Genomic DNA, 14847 nt, shown 5'->3' with positions numbered 1-14847 from the left:
CGCCGCGGGTAGGGCCATAGGTCACTCATGGCGGCCTTGACCAGTGGCTGATATCAGGAGGCGTGTCCAGATGCAGGACGGGTGATGATAGTGGGACAAGGCAATCGCATCAGAACCTTTTCGGCTACGGATCCGATGGGTTTCCGCAGTCCATCGCGTCCCCAGGAGCCAATCACCAAAAGGATCGCCTGTTCTGAGGCATGGATGAGAGCATCGGCAGGAGAATCATCCGATTCCAGAGCCTCGTAAACAGTCAGCGCCGGAAATTTCTCCCGCACGCTGCCGGCGACTTCGGAGATAAGCGCCGGGGGATCAGGCTCACGGCGGTGATCGGATCCCATCCTGCCTACCGCGTCAGCTGAGGTCAGCGTTTTTGGCACCGCATGCAGCACTGTCAGTTCCTCCCCCGCCCGGTTTGCCTCCTCCGCCGCCATCTTCAGGGCAAGCTCGGAGTCAGCCGACCCGTCGATGCCAACCACCACCCCGATTCGGCTCACCACCCTGGGAGCGGGAATGACAGCGACGGGACTTCGACACATGATTGCCGTCTGAAAGCTGACCGACCCAAATCCCTCCCCCCGCCTGTCTGCTGAACGGTCCGAACCGAGAACCACAATCTCGGCGCCAACGGACAACAGGCTTAGTACGTGTTCCGGCTCGCCGGGCTGCCAGCTGGTAACGATCTCCAGCGTGGGATGCCGCTCGGCCACTCGGTCACGCTCCAGGCCCAGCAGCGCCTCCGCCTCGGCCACGGCCTCCCCGTACCGCGCCGGTACCCTGTAGTACGAAGGTTCCGGTACCACCCGCACCAAATGCAGGCGAAGACCTCGTCCATTCGCTCTGTGCGCAGCCCAGTCCGCAGCCTCTTGGCCCGTCCTGGAGCCATCGGCCCCTACCAGGACTTCGTTCGCTTTCAAGTCCTGCCCCCTTTTCATCACTTCCCCTCACCCAGTGTCTCCCTGAGTCACGGCACGGCTAGTGCCTTAAGCCCCCACCCCGTCTGGTTCCGGGGCTTTCGTCCCTTTTGCCCTACCTGGTAACTGTGTCTACTGGATCTACATGCAGAGCACAGCCGCCCGTCAAAGGAAGACCATGACCAATATCACCATTCTCGGCAGCGGGCACATGGCCCGCGCACTCGCCCTGACAATGCTGCGAGGTAACAACCCGGTACAGGTTCTTGGCCGAGACGGCTCCAAGACCCGGGACTTGGTCGAAAGCCTGGGACCCGGCGCGACGGGAGGCCTGACCGGGGCGCACATCACAGGAGCGATAGTCTTCCTGGCCATCCCGCACAAGGAGGTGCACAACGCCATCGTGGAAACCGGTGACCTTCTTGACGGACGTGTCGTGGTGGATATCAGCAACACGGTGGACGTCACAAACTTCGATCGGCTGACCACGGAGCCTGGCACGTCCGCAGCCGAAGAAACAGCCCGCCTGTTGAATGGACGCGCAGATGTGGTGAAAGCGTTCAACACCACGTTCCCCGCCACCTTGGAGGCTGGAAAGGTCGCGGGACAACATCTGGACGTGTTCATCGCGGGCGACTCGGAGCACGCTAAAGAGAAAGTCAGCGCGGTGGCAGCGGCCGCAGGACTGAGGCCCATCGACGTAGGACCGCTTCGGCGTTCGCGCGAACTTGAAGCCTTCATGCTGGTTGTCACGGGCCTGCGGGTCAGCCCTGAGCATGGGCACTTCAACTGGGACACCGCGCTCAGGATATTTCCTTAGGGATCGGAGCCTGACGATCCCTCCAGGGGCCTGTCAGCTGGCATGTTTCAGCGATACGGCTTCAAGGTGCTCAGGAACTCGGACATTCCAGCCCAGTTCACGTCTGACGCGAACCCGCAAAGCGTCAGACCATTCCGGCTCACCGTGGGTGATATACGTCAGGCGGGGAGCTTGTGGTGCTGCGCGCATCCACTCGACGATTTCATTGGAATCCGCATGCGCCGAAAGGCTGTCCATCATAACGACTTCGGCCTTGGTGGGAACGTCCTGGCCGAAGATCCGTAACTGCCTCGCCCCGCCCGCCACGGGGGCACCACGCGTACCCGCGGCCTGGTATCCGTTGAGCGCCACCACGTTTTTGGGTCGGGTCCGTAGGCCTGCGGATGGTGCAGGATCCGGCCCCATGTGAGCATGCCGCTCGCCGAGGTAATCACCATGGGGCCTCCGCGCAGGTTCAGCAGTTTGGAATCATCCACGCTCCGGGTCATGGTGGCCACCCGATACATCTCTGTGTACTCGCGTTCCTGCAGCCGGTGTTCTTCGGGGTGCCTTTGGTACATTCCCGGCGAGTCGATAGCCATCGGGCTATTGAGATAAATGGGGATGTCCGGGATGTGCATCAGTGGATCAGGGCCGGCCGAGGTTCCCCGTGAAGTGCACGCGCGTGCCCTCGACAGTCAGCCGTATCTGCGAGGCGCCAAAGATGTGCCCTGCCGGCACAAAAGTGGCCTGAATGCCTCCCCCCAAGATCGAGGGGTGTGTCAAAATCGTGCGGCTCGAAGCTGTTCAAGGACCGCACGGCATCCGCGGCTGTGTAACCCGGGACGGCGGGGTGATGGGATGAATATTCGTGCAGGTCCGCTTAGCGCGCTTCCTCCTCCTGGAGGTGTCCGCTGTCAGGCAGCAGGAGCGTGCACAGTTCCGTAGTGGCCGCAGGAGCGTGGACTCGCCCCCGGAAGCCGTCCCTGACCAGTGCTGGCACGTAGCCTGTGTGGTCCAGGTGGGCGTGGGTCAGCAGAACTGCGTCAATGGATGCCGGGGGTACGGGAAAGGTGCCCGGTTGCGGACACGGATGCGTTTGGATCCCTGGAACAACCCACAGTCGATAAGAATCCGCTGTCCACCCGAATCCACGAGGTCCCGGGACCTCGTCACGGTGTCGGTAGCCCCCCAGGAAGCGGGCGCCAGCGATTCGGGTCATTGGACCCTTGTGGCAACTTGGCCGTTCCTAAAGAATGAGTCAGGCGCAGGCAGGGCACCCTCGTTGCCAGTGGAACTGCGGCACGGAAGGGATAGGTATGAACGCCACTACAGCATCAGAGCACGGGGTTGCCTTGCCCAACACCGGCATTAGGGTGTTCATCCTTGATGATCATGAACTGGTGCGCCGGGGACTCCAGGACCTTCTGGAGAGCGAGGGATTCGTCGTCGTCGGCATGTCCGGCTCCGCCGCCGAAGCCGCACGCCGAATTCCAGCGCTCCACCCGGACGTGGCAATCCTTGATGCGCGATTGCCGGACGGGACAGGCATCGAGGTCTGCCGCGATGTCCATTCAGTTGACGAAACGATCAATTGCCTGATCCTTACAAGCTACGACGACGAGCAGGCGCTCCGCGGTGCGGTCCTAGCCGGGGCCTCAGGATACGTTCTCAAGGAAATAGGTGGTACGGACCTGATCGGTGCCCTGCGTCGCGCTGCCAGGGGTGAGTCTCTGTTTGATGCCGACCTGAAAGCCAGGATCATTCAGGGACTGGCAGAACCTAAGCGCGTGGACCCAAGGGTCGCGTCGTTGACCCGGCAGGAGCGCAGGGTGCTGGAACTGGTCGGTGAAGGCCTGACGAACCGCCAGATCGGCGAACGCATGCTGCTGGCGGAAAAGACAGTGAAGAACTACGTCTCGTCCCTGCTTGCGAAGCTGGGTTTCGAGCGGCGAACTCAGGCCGCGGTCCACATGGCGCAGCATTCCTCCCCTGACCAGTAGCCGTCAAAAACCTGACCAGTAGCCGTCAAAAACCTGACCAGTAGCCGTCAAAAAACCGGAGCCCTCCAGGTCAATGCCGTTCCCCTTTCGGGGGAGCCGGACACCTCGAAAGTACCGCCCAGCGTCCGGGCCCTGTGTTCCATGTTCGACAGTCCGTTGCCGTGCGAAGGCGACAGTCCGTTGCCGTTGCCATGCGAAGGCACCGTGAATTCTGTGCCGTTGTCCTGGATTACGACGCAGACGAATCCGTCCTCCACGGAAACTGAAACGCGGATCGTGTCTGCTCCCGAGTGGCGAACAGCGTTGCTCAGCCCTTCGGTGATGACAGCCAAAATGTTCAGGGCAGTTTCCTCGTCCCGGATCGCGTCGATTGCCCCCGTCAGCGTCAAGTGGGGAACGAAAGGCAGGGACTGGGTGCCTGTGCGAACGGCTTGAAGGACACGGCTACTGAGAAGTTCCTTCCCGGTCTTGGAGTCGCTCAGCGAATAGATGGTGTTCCGAAGCTCCCGGATGGTCTCGTCAAGTTCGGCGGTCACGGTCCGGATGGTGCTGGCCGCCGGGTCACCGGTCACGTAGCGCCGGAGGCTTTGGATGCTGAGCCCCGCCGCGAAAAGGCGCTGGATGACGAGGTCGTGGAGGTCGCGGGCGATCCTGTCCCTGTCGCTGAAAACGGCGATCTGTTCCCGCATCCGGTGCGCCCGGGCCAGTTCAAGGGCAAGAGCCACATGCGAACCGAACACGGTGCCCATTTCCATGTCCGTCTGGCTGAATGTCCCGGCAACATGTTCACGCTGGAGGACCAGGAGCCCGTAGTGGGTGCCGCGGGCGCTTAGGTCGATGACCAGCAGCCGGCCCTCAACCAGCCCCTCCGCGCCACCGAGAGCGGACGAAGCGGCTTCAACCACAGCAGCCTTGCCCGTAGCAAGGACAGTGCCGATTTCGACAGAGTCAAACGGCAAGAGCCGTCCAACCCACTGCGAAGCGAGGTTTCCCGCGCCTCCCGCGATGCGGTACAAGTTGGAAGTGTCCTCCTGGACCAGGACGAGGGCAAGAGTGGAACCGGACTCCCGGAGCGCCCTGGCCGCGATCATGTCCAGTCCCCCGTCCTGGCCCTCCGGCGTCTCCTCATCGACCATCATCTTGCTCGTCACATCCATGCACGCCTGCAGCCACGCGGTTCGGCGCCGGGCATCGTCATAGAGCCTGGCGTTTTCAATGGCGACGCCGGCGGCCGCAGCAAGTGCCTCGGCCAGCCCCTCGTCTTCGTCCGTGAAATCGCCGCCGCCCTTCTTTTGGGTCAGATAAAGATTGCCGAACACAACGTCCCTCACGCGGACAGGCACACCGAGGAAAGATTTCATCGGCGGATGATTCTTGGGAAACCCGTAGGCATCCGGGTGCTGGCTAAGATCATGTAACCGCAGCGGCTTCGGATCGCGGATCAACAGGCCCAGAACGCCGTGTCCTGTGGGGAGGGGGCCAATCTTACGGGCGCGTGCGTCGTCTATCCCCACAGCGATGAAATGGCTCAGGGCACGGTCGCGTCCTATCACACCCAAGGCTCCATATTCAGCCTGGAGGAGGTGGCAAGCTGAGCTGACCACCCTATGCAGCACGGCCTCCAGGCTCAGGTCCTCAGCCAGGGCAACAACGGCACTCAGAAGCCCCTGCATCCGCTGTTGGGCACTTACCAGCTCCCCGGCACGGTCAACAAAGTCGGTATGAAGTTCGTCGGTCCGCGAGCCGGCAACAGGGTGCCGGGAACCCGTCCCGGTCGGTTGAGTGGGCTGGTTCAATGAAACCGCCTTGTTCGATGGAGACATCCAAGTTGCCCGGTCTGCGGGTGCACACAGACTACTCCCCCCCAGGAAGGATCATCCATGCTCGTGGGATTGAGTAGGGGTCTTTGTGCCCTATTTAGGGGGCCAACTGCTCCGTATGATCTTAGCCATGACCACAGATGCATCGATACAGGAGACCGCCGTGCTGCCAGCTGAGGAGTGCTGGCGGTTGCTGCAAGGCGATTCGGTAGGCCGCCTTGCCGTGTGGGTGAACGACCACCCCGAGATCTTTCCCATCAACTACAAGGTCCACCATGAAGCGCTGGTCTTCCGGACGGGTGCGGGCACCAAGCTTGCATCCGCCCTTGGCCAGCAGGTGGCCCTCGAAGCCGACGGTGCCGACACCGACGGCGGCGTGGCCTGGAGCGTCGTCGTGAAAGGTCCGGCTACAGCACTTGAAAGGACCCCCGAAGTCCTGGACTCCATCGGACACTTACTGTTCCCTTGGGAAACGGGCCGCAAAGACCATTTCCTCCGTATTGTCCCGGAGAGTGTCAGTGGAAGGCGGTTCAGGATTTCCGCGCCGCTGACCTGGGGCGGACCCCTGGATGAGGCCACCCGCGCCGGATTGGAATAGCCGGTTCATGCGGGCATGGTGGGTTGAGAATCCCGGTCCGATCGCGACAGGCCCTTGCGGATGGGCGATCGCCCCGATCCGTCACCGGGGCCGGGCGAGGTCCTGCTCTCGGTACTTGCATGTGGCGTATGCCGCACAGATCTCCACCTTGCTGAAGGAGACTTGCGGCCCCACGGGTCCCGGCGGATCCCCGGACATGAAGTGGTTGGCGAGGTGACGGGGTCGGGAGCTGGCAGCTCCAGGTTCCGCCTCGGCGACCGTGTGGGCGCAGCCTGGCTGGCCCGCACCTGCGGCTCCTGCCGTTTCTGCCATCGCGGGTCCGAAAACCTCTGCCTGGCCCCGACATTCACCGGCTGGGACACCGACGGCGGCTACGCGGAGCTGATGACCGAGGTATTTGCCAACGAGCATGCGGCGCCCTTGATGTGCGCAGGAATCATCGGCTACCGGGCGCTCCGCTCATCCGGCCTCCCGCAGGGAGGCAAACTCGGCATTTATGGCTTTGACGGGTCCGCCCACCTCACAGCGCAAATGGCAATCTACGAAGGTGCCAGCGTCTATGTCATGACACGGTCGGTGGCGGCACAGAGGCTCGCCCTGGAGCTGGGGGCACAGTTCGCCGGGGCCGCTGACGCCCAACCGCCGGAGCTGTTGGACGCAGCCATCCTCTTCGCTCCTGCGGGCGGACTGGTGCCGGTTGCGCTTCGGGCCCTGGACCGCGGAGGAACCCTCGCCGTTGCCGGAATCCATCTGAGCAATATCCCTGTCCTGGACTACCAAAAGGACCTTTTTCAGGAACGCCACTTGCGCAGTGTTACGGCCAACACCAGGGCCGATGGCCAGGAATTCCTGGCTCTGGCCGAGAAAATCCCCCTCCGCCCGACCACTGTCTCCTATCCCTGGTCAAGGGCAGACCAGGCGTTGCTGGACCTTTCCCGGGACCATTTCACGGGAGCCGCCGTGTTGCTTCGACCAGCCTGAGGCACCGCGAAACCGTATGCCTTCAGTGACCTTCGGCCCTAGGCCACCGCCTGGTCTTGGGGGAAGGTACTTCCATGAGTGATAACGATCGCATCCTTGTCGGAATCGACGGTTCCGAATACTCCCCCGCGGCGCTGCGCCTTGCCGGTCGGCTGGCATCCGCATTTGCCGCCCCGTTGCATGTCATCACGTGCCTGGGCTTCTCCGACTTCTACCTGCCCGCGCACCTGCCGACCGGGTACATCGATAGCACGGCCGAACTCGAGGCGATCGCCAAACGACTCATGGAACAGGCCATCGACAGGGCCTACGGCTCGGAGCGCCCAGAACATCTCACAACAGCTGTGAAAGTGGGATCGCCAGCGAAGGTCCTGGTGGAAGAAAGCCGGAACGCACAACTGCTCGTGGTCGGACGGCGCGGCCACGGCGGCCTGTTCGGCCAGCTCATGGGCTCAGTGAGCGCAGCGTGTGCAGCACATTCGCACTGCCCTGTGCTGGTAGTCAGCCAGGATGCCGAGGAAGACCATGGAACACACCCGTGAACTGCCGGCAATAGTCGTGGGCGTGGACGGAAGCGCTCCGTGCATACTCGCCCTACGCTGGGCCCGAGCGCTGGCCCCGCTGCTCAACGCCCATATTCGGGCCGTGTCCTCCTGGCAGTTCCAGATCGCCTTCGGCACGTTCACACCGGTTATCTGGAACCCCGAAGAGGACACCCGGAAAATCTGTGCTGAGGGAGTGGACAAGGCCTTCGACGGCGTTCCTCCTGCGGGGCTCGAAATGGCGGTTTCCCAGGGGCCGGCGGCCAAGGTCCTGGTGGAAGAAAGCAGGCCCGCGCAGATGGTCATGGTGGGCAGCCGTGGCTACGGAGGATTCGAAGGGCTGCTGCTTGGGGCGGTGAGCGCAACGGTGGCTGAGCATGCAAAATGTCCTGTGCTCGTCGCACACGGCTCAGACCTGCCGGCAGGGATTTCGGTTGCGCCCGGGCAGTCTTCCGCGGAAGGGGGCCGCCGGGCCGGGCCCAGCCATGCCCTCCCCTGACCGCGTGGTCGTTGGCTACGACGGGTCGGTTGAGGCAGCCCTTGCTGTGCGCTGGGCCGCACGGCACGCGGCGCTTTTGTATTGTGAACTGCAGGTGGTTCATTGCTCACTGTGGCCGCTGCTGACCAAAGACCTCGGACCCGTCAAGGGCATAGCCGGCAGCGGCCTGCTACATCAGGCGCAGGCCATCGTTGATAAGGGGCAAGCTGAGGCGCTGTCCGTGGCGCCCCGGGTCAGGATCCGGAGCAGCCTCCTGTATGGGCTCCCTTCAGGCCATCTCCGTCGGATCGCCGATAATGCGCGGATGCTGGTTCTTGGCAGTCGCGGGATGGGTGGCTTTATGGGACTTCTGGTGGGATCAGTAAGTCTGGAACTCGCGGCGACGGCCTCCTGTCCCGTTGCGGTCATCCGATTCGATCAGAACCCGGAAGGGCCCATCGTGGTGGGCATTGACGCTTCTGGGTCGGCGGGCGCCCTGAGTAATGCCTGTGCCATGGCCAGTGCCACGGGAGCGGACCTGATGATCATCCACGTCATCCGGCCCCATGACGGCACGGCCAACAACGCCGGAGATGGCCAAAGAGCGGCCCGTCGTCTCCTCCAGACGGCGGCTCACGACGCCATGGCCCTTGCTCCGGACGTGACTATCAGCCAGAACGTTGCCCAGGATACTTCGGTCCCGCGGGCGCTCCTCAATGCCTCTCGCGGCGGCGCCCTCATCGTTGTCGGCAGCAAGCGCGGGGGGCTCCTCAGAGGAACCATCGGGTCAAATGCCCATGCAGTCCTTCACCATGCCCCCGGCCCCGTCTTGATCGCCCGGCAACTGGAGCCCGGCCCGACAATGAGCAATGAGCAATGAGCCGCCGCCGGACTTCCGGGACCTTTGCCCCTTACAGCTGAGGCGCCCGGACCCCATTGTTGAGGGGAGGCATTAGTCCGCGCGCACCGTGGACCCATCATTAACAACAGCGAGGAACGGTTATGAAAGCCATTGTTTACGGCGGGCCCGGAATGAAGTCCTGGACAGATGTTCCTGATCCGGTAATCAGAAATCCCAGCGATGCCATTGTCAAAGTGGACACCACCACCATCTGCGGGACCGATCTGCACATCCTCAAGGGCGATGTACCGGCGGTGACGGAAGGAAGAATCCTCGGCCACGAAGGGGTGGGAACAATCACTGAGGTGGGGTCGTCGGTGACCAGCCTGAAACCGGGCGACAGGGTTATCATTTCCTGCATCAAGTCCTGCGGCCACTGCGCCAACTGTAAAACCGGGCTCTATTCGCACTGCAGGGGTGACGAGGGTGCCGCGGGGATCGGCTGGGTCTTCGGCCACTTGATCGACGGCACACAAGCCGAGTATGTCCGCGTGCCCTACGCGGAAAACTCCCTTCACCTACTGCCGGCCGGCGTGAGCGACGAGCAAGCCGTTATGCTCTCTGACATTCTCCCGACGGGCTTCGAGATCGGCGTGCAATACGGCCGGGTGAAGCCCGGCGACACGGTGGCGGTGGTCGGGGCAGGTCCGGTGGGGCTGGCAGCAATCGCCACCGCCGGGCTCTACGGGGCGGGCACCATCATCGCCGTGGACCTTGACGGGAACCGCCTGGAGAAATCCCGCGGGTTTGGCGCTACCGACGTTGTCCTCTCCGGTGACGCCGATTGGAAGGAACAGGTGCTGGCCTTGACCGACGGCCAGGGCGTTGACGTTGCCATCGAGGCCGTGGGCATTCCCGCGACCTTCAGCATGTGCACCGGCATCGTCCGGCCGGGCGGGAACGTGGCCAACGTCGGCGTGCACGGGAAATCCGTGGAGCTGCACGTGGAGGACCTCTGGATCAAGAACATCAACATCAGCATGGGACTCGTGAATGCCAACACCACTCCGATGCTGCTGAAGCTCGTCGCCCAGAAGAAGCTCCCGGCGGAAAAGTTCGCAACACACCACTTCCGCTTTGACCAGTTCATGGATGCCTACGACACATTCAGCAGGGCCGCGGAAACAAACGCCCTGAAAGTTGTGATCACCGCATGATGGGCTCGTTCTGCGTCCGGGGCGCAGAAGGGCCCCTGCGGGGCGGAGTACTGGAAAAAGCAGCCAGTTGGGCCAACGGCCTGGCCTCGGCACTCGAGCGGAAGGCAACACTATGAAAGCAGCCATCGTTTACGAATCCCTTTACGGCAACACACACGCCATCGCCGATGCGATAGCGCAAGGGCTGGAAGGTGTGGCCGAACCCCACGTGATGTCCGTCGAAGAGGCGGGCCAGACGCAGCCCTCCGCCACCGATCTTCTGGTCGTGGGAGGGCCGACCCACATCCACGGCATGAGCAGGAAGCCGATGTGGGAACTGGCAGTCAAAGACGCCCTTGAACACCCGGAGAAGGGACTGGTCCCGGACGCCGCTGCGGGAGGACCGGGGTTGCGCGTATGGTTCGATTCCCTGGACGAGGCAACCGGGAAGGCGGCCGCCTTCGATACCCGGGTGGAGGGAAACAAGTTGCTGACCGGGCACGCGTCCAAAGGCATCGCGAAGCGACTCAAGCAACATGGCCTTGAGCTCATAGCCGAGCCTGCAAGCTTCCTCGTCGATGACACCAACCAGCTATTGCCCGGTGAACTCGTCCGGGCACGGGAGTGGGGAAAGACGCTCGGAAAAGCCCTCTCGACAGCACCTTGAGGACGTCGCGTGAGCACGGCAGCGGCGCCTTATCCGCCCGGGGCTGATGCTCCTGCAGGATCCGGGCTCTCCGCCGAGGACGTGAGGGAAAGAACGCTGGCGGGCCTGGCCAACGGAGAACCTGACACTTCGAGCAGGAGCCTGTGGCAGATTACCCGGGCCAACGTGCTGACTCTCTTCAACGGCATTGTTGGCGGCTGCTTCCTGCTGTTGCTCTTCCTGGGGCAGTGGCAAGACGCGCTATTCGGATTCGCCGCACTCAGTAACGCCATCATCGGGGTGGTCCAGGAGTACAGGGCCAAGAGGCTGCTGGACCGGCTGGCTGTCGTTGACGCCGCTCGGGTACGGGTACTCCGTGGTGGCCTCGTGCAGGAAATTGCGGTTGCGGACGTGGTCCTGGGCGACATCACCGTGCTGCAAGCCGGTGACCAGGTTGTAGCGGACGCTGTCATGATCGACGACAACGGCCTGGAAGTTGACGAGTCCCTCCTCACCGGGGAATCAGAGGCCGTGGACAAGGACCGGGGCTCGAGAGTGCTGTCCGGCTCTGCGGTCACGGCGGGGCAGGGCAGGGCGCGGGTGGTCGCCGTGGGGGCCGGTTCGTATGCCAGCCGGCTCACCGCCGAGGCCAAACGGTTTTCACTGGTCAATTCCGAGATACGCAACGGGATCGCCCTTGTCCTTCGGTGGATCAGCTGGGCCCTCTTGCCCGTCGTTGTGATCGTCACCAACGGCCAGATGCAGGCGAAGGGCGGCTGGGATGTGGCTTTCACCACCGGGACCTGGGTGGAGGCGCTTGTCGGCGCAGTGGCGGGAGCCATAGCCATGATTCCCTTGGGCCTTGTGCTCATGACCAGCGTTGCGTTCGCTGTCGGGGGTGTGCGGCTGGCCCGCCAGAATGTGCTGGTGCAGGAACTGGCCGCTGTGGAGGGTCTGGCCCGTGTGGACGTACTCTGCATCGATAAGACCGGCACCCTGACGGAGGGCAAGGTGGTTTTCGACGGCGTGCACGCCGCCGGAAGGTCCTCCCCGCCAGGTTGGAGGGAGGCACTGGGATGGTTCGGGGCCGACCCTCACGCCAACGCCACCGCCGGCTGCCTGGCGAGCACCTTCGCCTTTGACGGCAACCGGGTTCCGTCCGCCGTCGTCCCTTTCTCATCCGCCAGGAAGTGGAGCGCAGCGAGCTTTTGTCCGCCGCACGCTGCTGCGGGAACATGGGTGTTTGGTGCACCCGAAATGGTGTTGCAGGGGAACAGCGCATCCGCCGGTGGCGTCCTGAGCCAGGCCCGCCGCCTCGCATCGGCGGGTTTGCGCACCCTGGTACTGGCCTACTCGCCGAGCGTCGTGCCCGAAGGGGATCCCGACGACGTGCAACTGCCCACAGACCTTATGGCCGCCACACTGGTGACATTCCGGGAAAAGGTCCGCCCGGATGCAGCGCAGACCCTGTCCTATTTCCGCCAGCAGGGCGTCGCCGTGAAGATCCTCTCCGGTGATGACCACCGGACGGTGACGGCGGTGGCACGTGAGGTGGGGCTCGACGTCGGCGACGGCTACGATGCACGGCACCTGCCCTCAGACCCGCATCTGATGGAAGAAACGCTGGACCGCTTTTCCATATTCGGCCGCGTCACGCCCGCCCAGAAGAAGGACATGGTCCTGGCGCTGCAGAGAATGGGCCACACCGTCGCCATGACCGGTGACGGAGTCAATGACGCCCTGGCATTGAAGGAGGCGGATATCGGCATCGCCATGGACACCGCGGCACCAGCCACCAAAGCGGTGGCCCGTTTGGTGCTATTAGACGGGCGCTTCGACCGGCTTCCGGCCGTCCTCGCGGAGGGCCGCCAGGTCATCGCCAACATTGAACGGGTCTCCGTGCTGTTCCTGAGCAAGACGATGTACGCCGTAGCCCTGTCCGTGGCGTTCGGCGCGCTGATGTGGAGCTTTCCGTTCCTGCCCCGGCAACTCTCCGCCACCGACGGGCTCACCATCGGCATCCCCGCCTTCTTTTTGGCCCTGATGAGCAATCCCCGCCGCTACAACCCAGGATTTTTGAAACGGTCACTGACCATGGCGGTCCCGGCCGGGTTCATCATCGCCACGGCGGTCCTGGCAGTGCAGGTGTATTCCGTGGCTGCGGGCGGCTTCAGCGCCGGAGCCAGCCGCACAGCCGCGGTGATGACGCTGTCCCTCGTTGCCCTGAGCGTGCTGGCTGCGGTCAGCCGCCCGGTCAGCCCCCTTCGACTGGCCATCATCGCTGCCATGTGCCTCGGTCTCGTCCTGCTGATGACCGTCCCCATCCTGCAGGAATTCTTTATGCTCGAATGGCCACCGCCGGAACTCTCAGCTGCCTCCTTCGCCGCCGCCGCCGCCGCCATCCTTGCGGTCCTGGCCCTGAGCCAGGTCCACGCGCGGCGGTACCCTGTCGATCGACCGGTGGGGGTGACGCGGGCCTAGAGCCAGTCCGCTGCAAAGTCCTGCGGCGGCCACCAACGCGTGCGCGGCGAAACCGCAAACCTTCGCCCGGAGACCTCCGTAGGGACGATCTGGACGAGATGCTCTTTAAGGCCGGGCTGCCAGGGTTCGCGGTCAGGGCCGGCTTCCTGGAGGGTCTCCGGATCTCCGTTAAACGGCCCCGGCATTCCCTTGACCACAACGCTCCACACTTCGGTGGCGTATGCGTTCATCCCGTCCGTCTCAAAGGCCACGGCGGCGCCGCTGAGGAGGGCACGAAGTTTGGTGCCCGGCGCCGTGCGGAAAACCACCGCTTCTCCAACAATCATGAAGTTCAAGGGAAAGATCTCAGGGACTGCACCGTTGAGCACGGCCAGCCGCCCAATATAGGAGGCCTTCAGGTACTTCCAGCAGTCAGCCGGAGCGAGAACTTCCGTGTGCGATTCCGGAGGGGAGCTGCTCATGCAACTGATCCTAGCCCTCCCCTCCCGGCTCTCTTTGAACCGGCCATCAGCGCACCCCTGCCAGGCAGTCAGGACCAAAGCCTCTGGGTCCTTCCGGCCCTGTGCCCGACCCTTAAGGAGTCGGGCAATGATGCCCCGACGGTCGTCAAGCAAGGAGGCAGACATGGCTGATCTGATGAAATGGTTTGATACCCGGCGCTCCCCGTCGAGATGATTGAAAGACTTTTCGAAGGTGACACCGCGGCGTCGGGGATCCGCGTCGAAGAATCGGTTGAAGGCAACACCCTGGTGGTCCGGGCCGAACTGCCTGGGATCGATCCGGACAAGGACGTCAGCGTTACGATCGTTGACGGCGCCCTTGAGATCAAGGCCGAGCGCAGGGAGAAGTCCGAGCAGAAAGACAAGGACAGCTACCGTTCGGAGTTCCGTTATGGTTCATTCGTGCGGAGGCTCGCTTTGCCCGATGGCGTTCAACAGGAGGACATCACGGCTTCCTACAGGGACGGGGTACTGGAGGTCCGGACGCCGGTGCCGACGGCCACACAGCAGCCCCCAGCGAGGAAGATCGAGATAACACGCGGCTAACAGCAGGGCCGGCCACGGATCAGCCGAAAAGGACCGCTGCCTCCCGGTAACGGTCCTCTGGAACGGTTCTGAGCCGGCCCAGTGCAGCGTCAAATCCGACGTTAACGATGTTGATACCGCGCAGGGAGACCATGGTCCCCCAACGGCCGGCGGCGGCGGAGTCAACAGCTGCCATGCCCAGCCGAGTGGCCAGCACCCTGTCAAAGGCAGTGGGGGCGCCGCCCCGCTGGATGTGGCCCAAAACCGTGGCCCGGGTTTCGATTCCGGTCAGCTCCTGCAGTTCACGCTCAAGAAGCTTGCCTATAGGGTGTGAGGGGCCGCAGCCCATTTGCCTGTGACTCGCCGTGGTTCAACCGGGCCAATACGACCGCGGATCCGCACCAGCACAAACGAGAATGAACTGTACGGCTACTGTCCAGCGCCGACACGGGCCTGGATCCAAAAGTCGCTGTCACCAGCTACCTGGTGCCGGGCGCACCGCAACCGGCACCAGGGTGCCGCA

17 protein-coding genes and 1 pseudogene are annotated in these 14847 nt (G+C 63.4%); 11 read left to right on the top strand and 7 right to left on the bottom strand.

The window, feature by feature from the left end; genetic code table 11:
- Positions 1 to 53 precede the first annotated feature (53 nt).
- Positions 54 to 935, bottom strand: coding sequence for a universal stress protein (locus tag NG696_RS02670; RefSeq protein WP_252573894.1), 882 nt, complete (start codon positions 933 to 935; stop codon positions 54 to 56).
- Positions 936 to 1092: 157 nt separating this feature from the next.
- On the opposite strand from NG696_RS02670, the gene NG696_RS02665 reads away from it, so the two are divergent.
- Entirely contained in the window at positions 1093 to 1734 is a 642-nt protein-coding gene (locus NG696_RS02665; RefSeq protein WP_252573891.1) for an NADPH-dependent F420 reductase, read from the top strand.
- Between the two features lie 33 nt (positions 1735 to 1767).
- Here the strand turns inward: NG696_RS02665 and NG696_RS20915 are convergent, their stop codons facing one another.
- From NG696_RS20915 to NG696_RS20905, 3 genes are all read right to left on the bottom strand, one after another.
- Positions 1768 to 2088: an MBL fold metallo-hydrolase RNA specificity domain-containing protein gene (locus tag NG696_RS20915; protein WP_308291934.1), complete on the bottom strand. Its 321-nt coding sequence runs from the start codon at positions 2086 to 2088 to the stop codon at positions 1768 to 1770.
- Complete coding sequence (locus NG696_RS20910) at positions 1971 to 2294, bottom strand: hypothetical protein (RefSeq protein WP_308291933.1); 324 nt, start codon at positions 2292 to 2294, stop codon at positions 1971 to 1973. Before NG696_RS20910 ends, NG696_RS20915 begins: the two co-directional genes overlap by 118 nt.
- Before the next feature lie 302 nt (positions 2295 to 2596).
- Positions 2597 to 2935: an MBL fold metallo-hydrolase gene (locus NG696_RS20905; RefSeq protein WP_308291931.1), complete on the bottom strand. Its 339-nt coding sequence runs from the start codon at positions 2933 to 2935 to the stop codon at positions 2597 to 2599.
- 97 nt (positions 2936 to 3032) lie between these two features.
- On the opposite strand from NG696_RS20905, the gene NG696_RS02655 reads away from it, so the two are divergent.
- A complete protein-coding gene (locus tag NG696_RS02655; protein ID WP_252573888.1) occupies positions 3033 to 3716 on the top strand; it encodes a response regulator in 684 nt (227 codons plus the stop codon).
- Between the two features lie 47 nt (positions 3717 to 3763).
- Here NG696_RS02655 and NG696_RS02650 read toward each other — a convergent pair whose 3' ends face one another.
- Complete coding sequence (locus NG696_RS02650) at positions 3764 to 5512, bottom strand: sensor histidine kinase (protein ID WP_308291930.1); 1749 nt, start codon at positions 5510 to 5512, stop codon at positions 3764 to 3766.
- Positions 5513 to 5666: 154 nt separating this feature from the next.
- On the opposite strand from NG696_RS02650, the gene NG696_RS02645 reads away from it, so the two are divergent.
- The 8 genes from NG696_RS02645 to NG696_RS02610 all read left to right on the top strand — a co-directional run bounded on the left by NG696_RS02645 (position 5667) and on the right by NG696_RS02610 (position 13299).
- Entirely contained in the window at positions 5667 to 6134 is a 468-nt protein-coding gene (locus NG696_RS02645) for a pyridoxamine 5'-phosphate oxidase family protein (RefSeq protein WP_252573885.1), read from the top strand.
- 60 nt (positions 6135 to 6194) lie between these two features.
- Positions 6195 to 7115, top strand: a complete 921-nt coding sequence (locus NG696_RS02640) for a zinc-binding alcohol dehydrogenase family protein (RefSeq protein ID WP_308291929.1) — start codon at positions 6195 to 6197, stop codon at positions 7113 to 7115.
- Positions 7116 to 7189: 74 nt separating this feature from the next.
- Complete coding sequence (locus NG696_RS02635; protein WP_252573882.1) at positions 7190 to 7657, top strand: universal stress protein; 468 nt, start codon at positions 7190 to 7192, stop codon at positions 7655 to 7657.
- A complete protein-coding gene (locus tag NG696_RS02630) occupies positions 7641 to 8156 on the top strand; it encodes a universal stress protein (protein ID WP_252573879.1) in 516 nt (171 codons plus the stop codon). Before NG696_RS02635 ends, NG696_RS02630 begins: the two co-directional genes overlap by 17 nt.
- The gene (locus NG696_RS02625; RefSeq protein WP_252573876.1) at positions 8143 to 9015 is read left to right on the top strand and encodes a universal stress protein; all 873 of its coding nucleotides are present in this window, start codon (positions 8143 to 8145) and stop codon (positions 9013 to 9015) included. The genes NG696_RS02630 and NG696_RS02625 overlap by 14 nt, the downstream gene beginning before the upstream one ends.
- Before the next feature lie 122 nt (positions 9016 to 9137).
- The gene (locus NG696_RS02620) at positions 9138 to 10193 is read left to right on the top strand and encodes a zinc-dependent alcohol dehydrogenase family protein (protein ID WP_252573874.1); all 1056 of its coding nucleotides are present in this window, start codon (positions 9138 to 9140) and stop codon (positions 10191 to 10193) included.
- A 112-nt stretch (positions 10194 to 10305) separates the two neighbouring features.
- Entirely contained in the window at positions 10306 to 10839 is a 534-nt protein-coding gene (locus NG696_RS02615; RefSeq protein ID WP_252573872.1) for a flavodoxin family protein, read from the top strand.
- 9 nt (positions 10840 to 10848) lie between these two features.
- Positions 10849 to 13299 (top strand): HAD-IC family P-type ATPase, encoded by a 2451-nt coding sequence (locus NG696_RS02610; RefSeq protein ID WP_252573870.1) that lies wholly within the window; start codon positions 10849 to 10851, stop codon positions 13297 to 13299.
- Here the strand turns inward: NG696_RS02610 and NG696_RS02605 are convergent.
- Positions 13296 to 13760 (bottom strand): pyridoxamine 5'-phosphate oxidase family protein, encoded by a 465-nt coding sequence (locus tag NG696_RS02605; RefSeq protein WP_252573868.1) that lies wholly within the window; start codon positions 13758 to 13760, stop codon positions 13296 to 13298. The two genes, NG696_RS02610 and NG696_RS02605, sit on opposite strands and share 4 nt — an antisense overlap.
- A 210-nt stretch (positions 13761 to 13970) precedes the next feature.
- Here NG696_RS02605 and NG696_RS02600 point away from each other — a divergent pair, with 210 nt between their 5' ends.
- Positions 13971 to 14345, top strand: coding sequence for an Hsp20/alpha crystallin family protein (locus NG696_RS02600; RefSeq protein WP_252573866.1), 375 nt, complete (start codon positions 13971 to 13973; stop codon positions 14343 to 14345).
- Positions 14346 to 14364: 19 nt separating this feature from the next.
- On the opposite strand, the pseudogene NG696_RS02595 reads toward NG696_RS02600, so the two are convergent.
- Positions 14365 to 14649: pseudogene (locus NG696_RS02595) on the bottom strand (6-phosphofructokinase); the annotation flags it as partial.
- Positions 14650 to 14847: the final 198 nt, after the last annotated feature.

The sequence above is a fragment of the Pseudarthrobacter cellobiosi genome, from assembly GCF_023913755.1.
GTDB classification, from domain to species: Bacteria; Actinomycetota; Actinomycetes; order Actinomycetales; family Micrococcaceae; genus Arthrobacter; species Arthrobacter cellobiosi.
The sequence above is the reverse complement of the archived record's forward strand: the minus strand, read 5'-3'. Positions and strand labels throughout refer to the sequence as shown.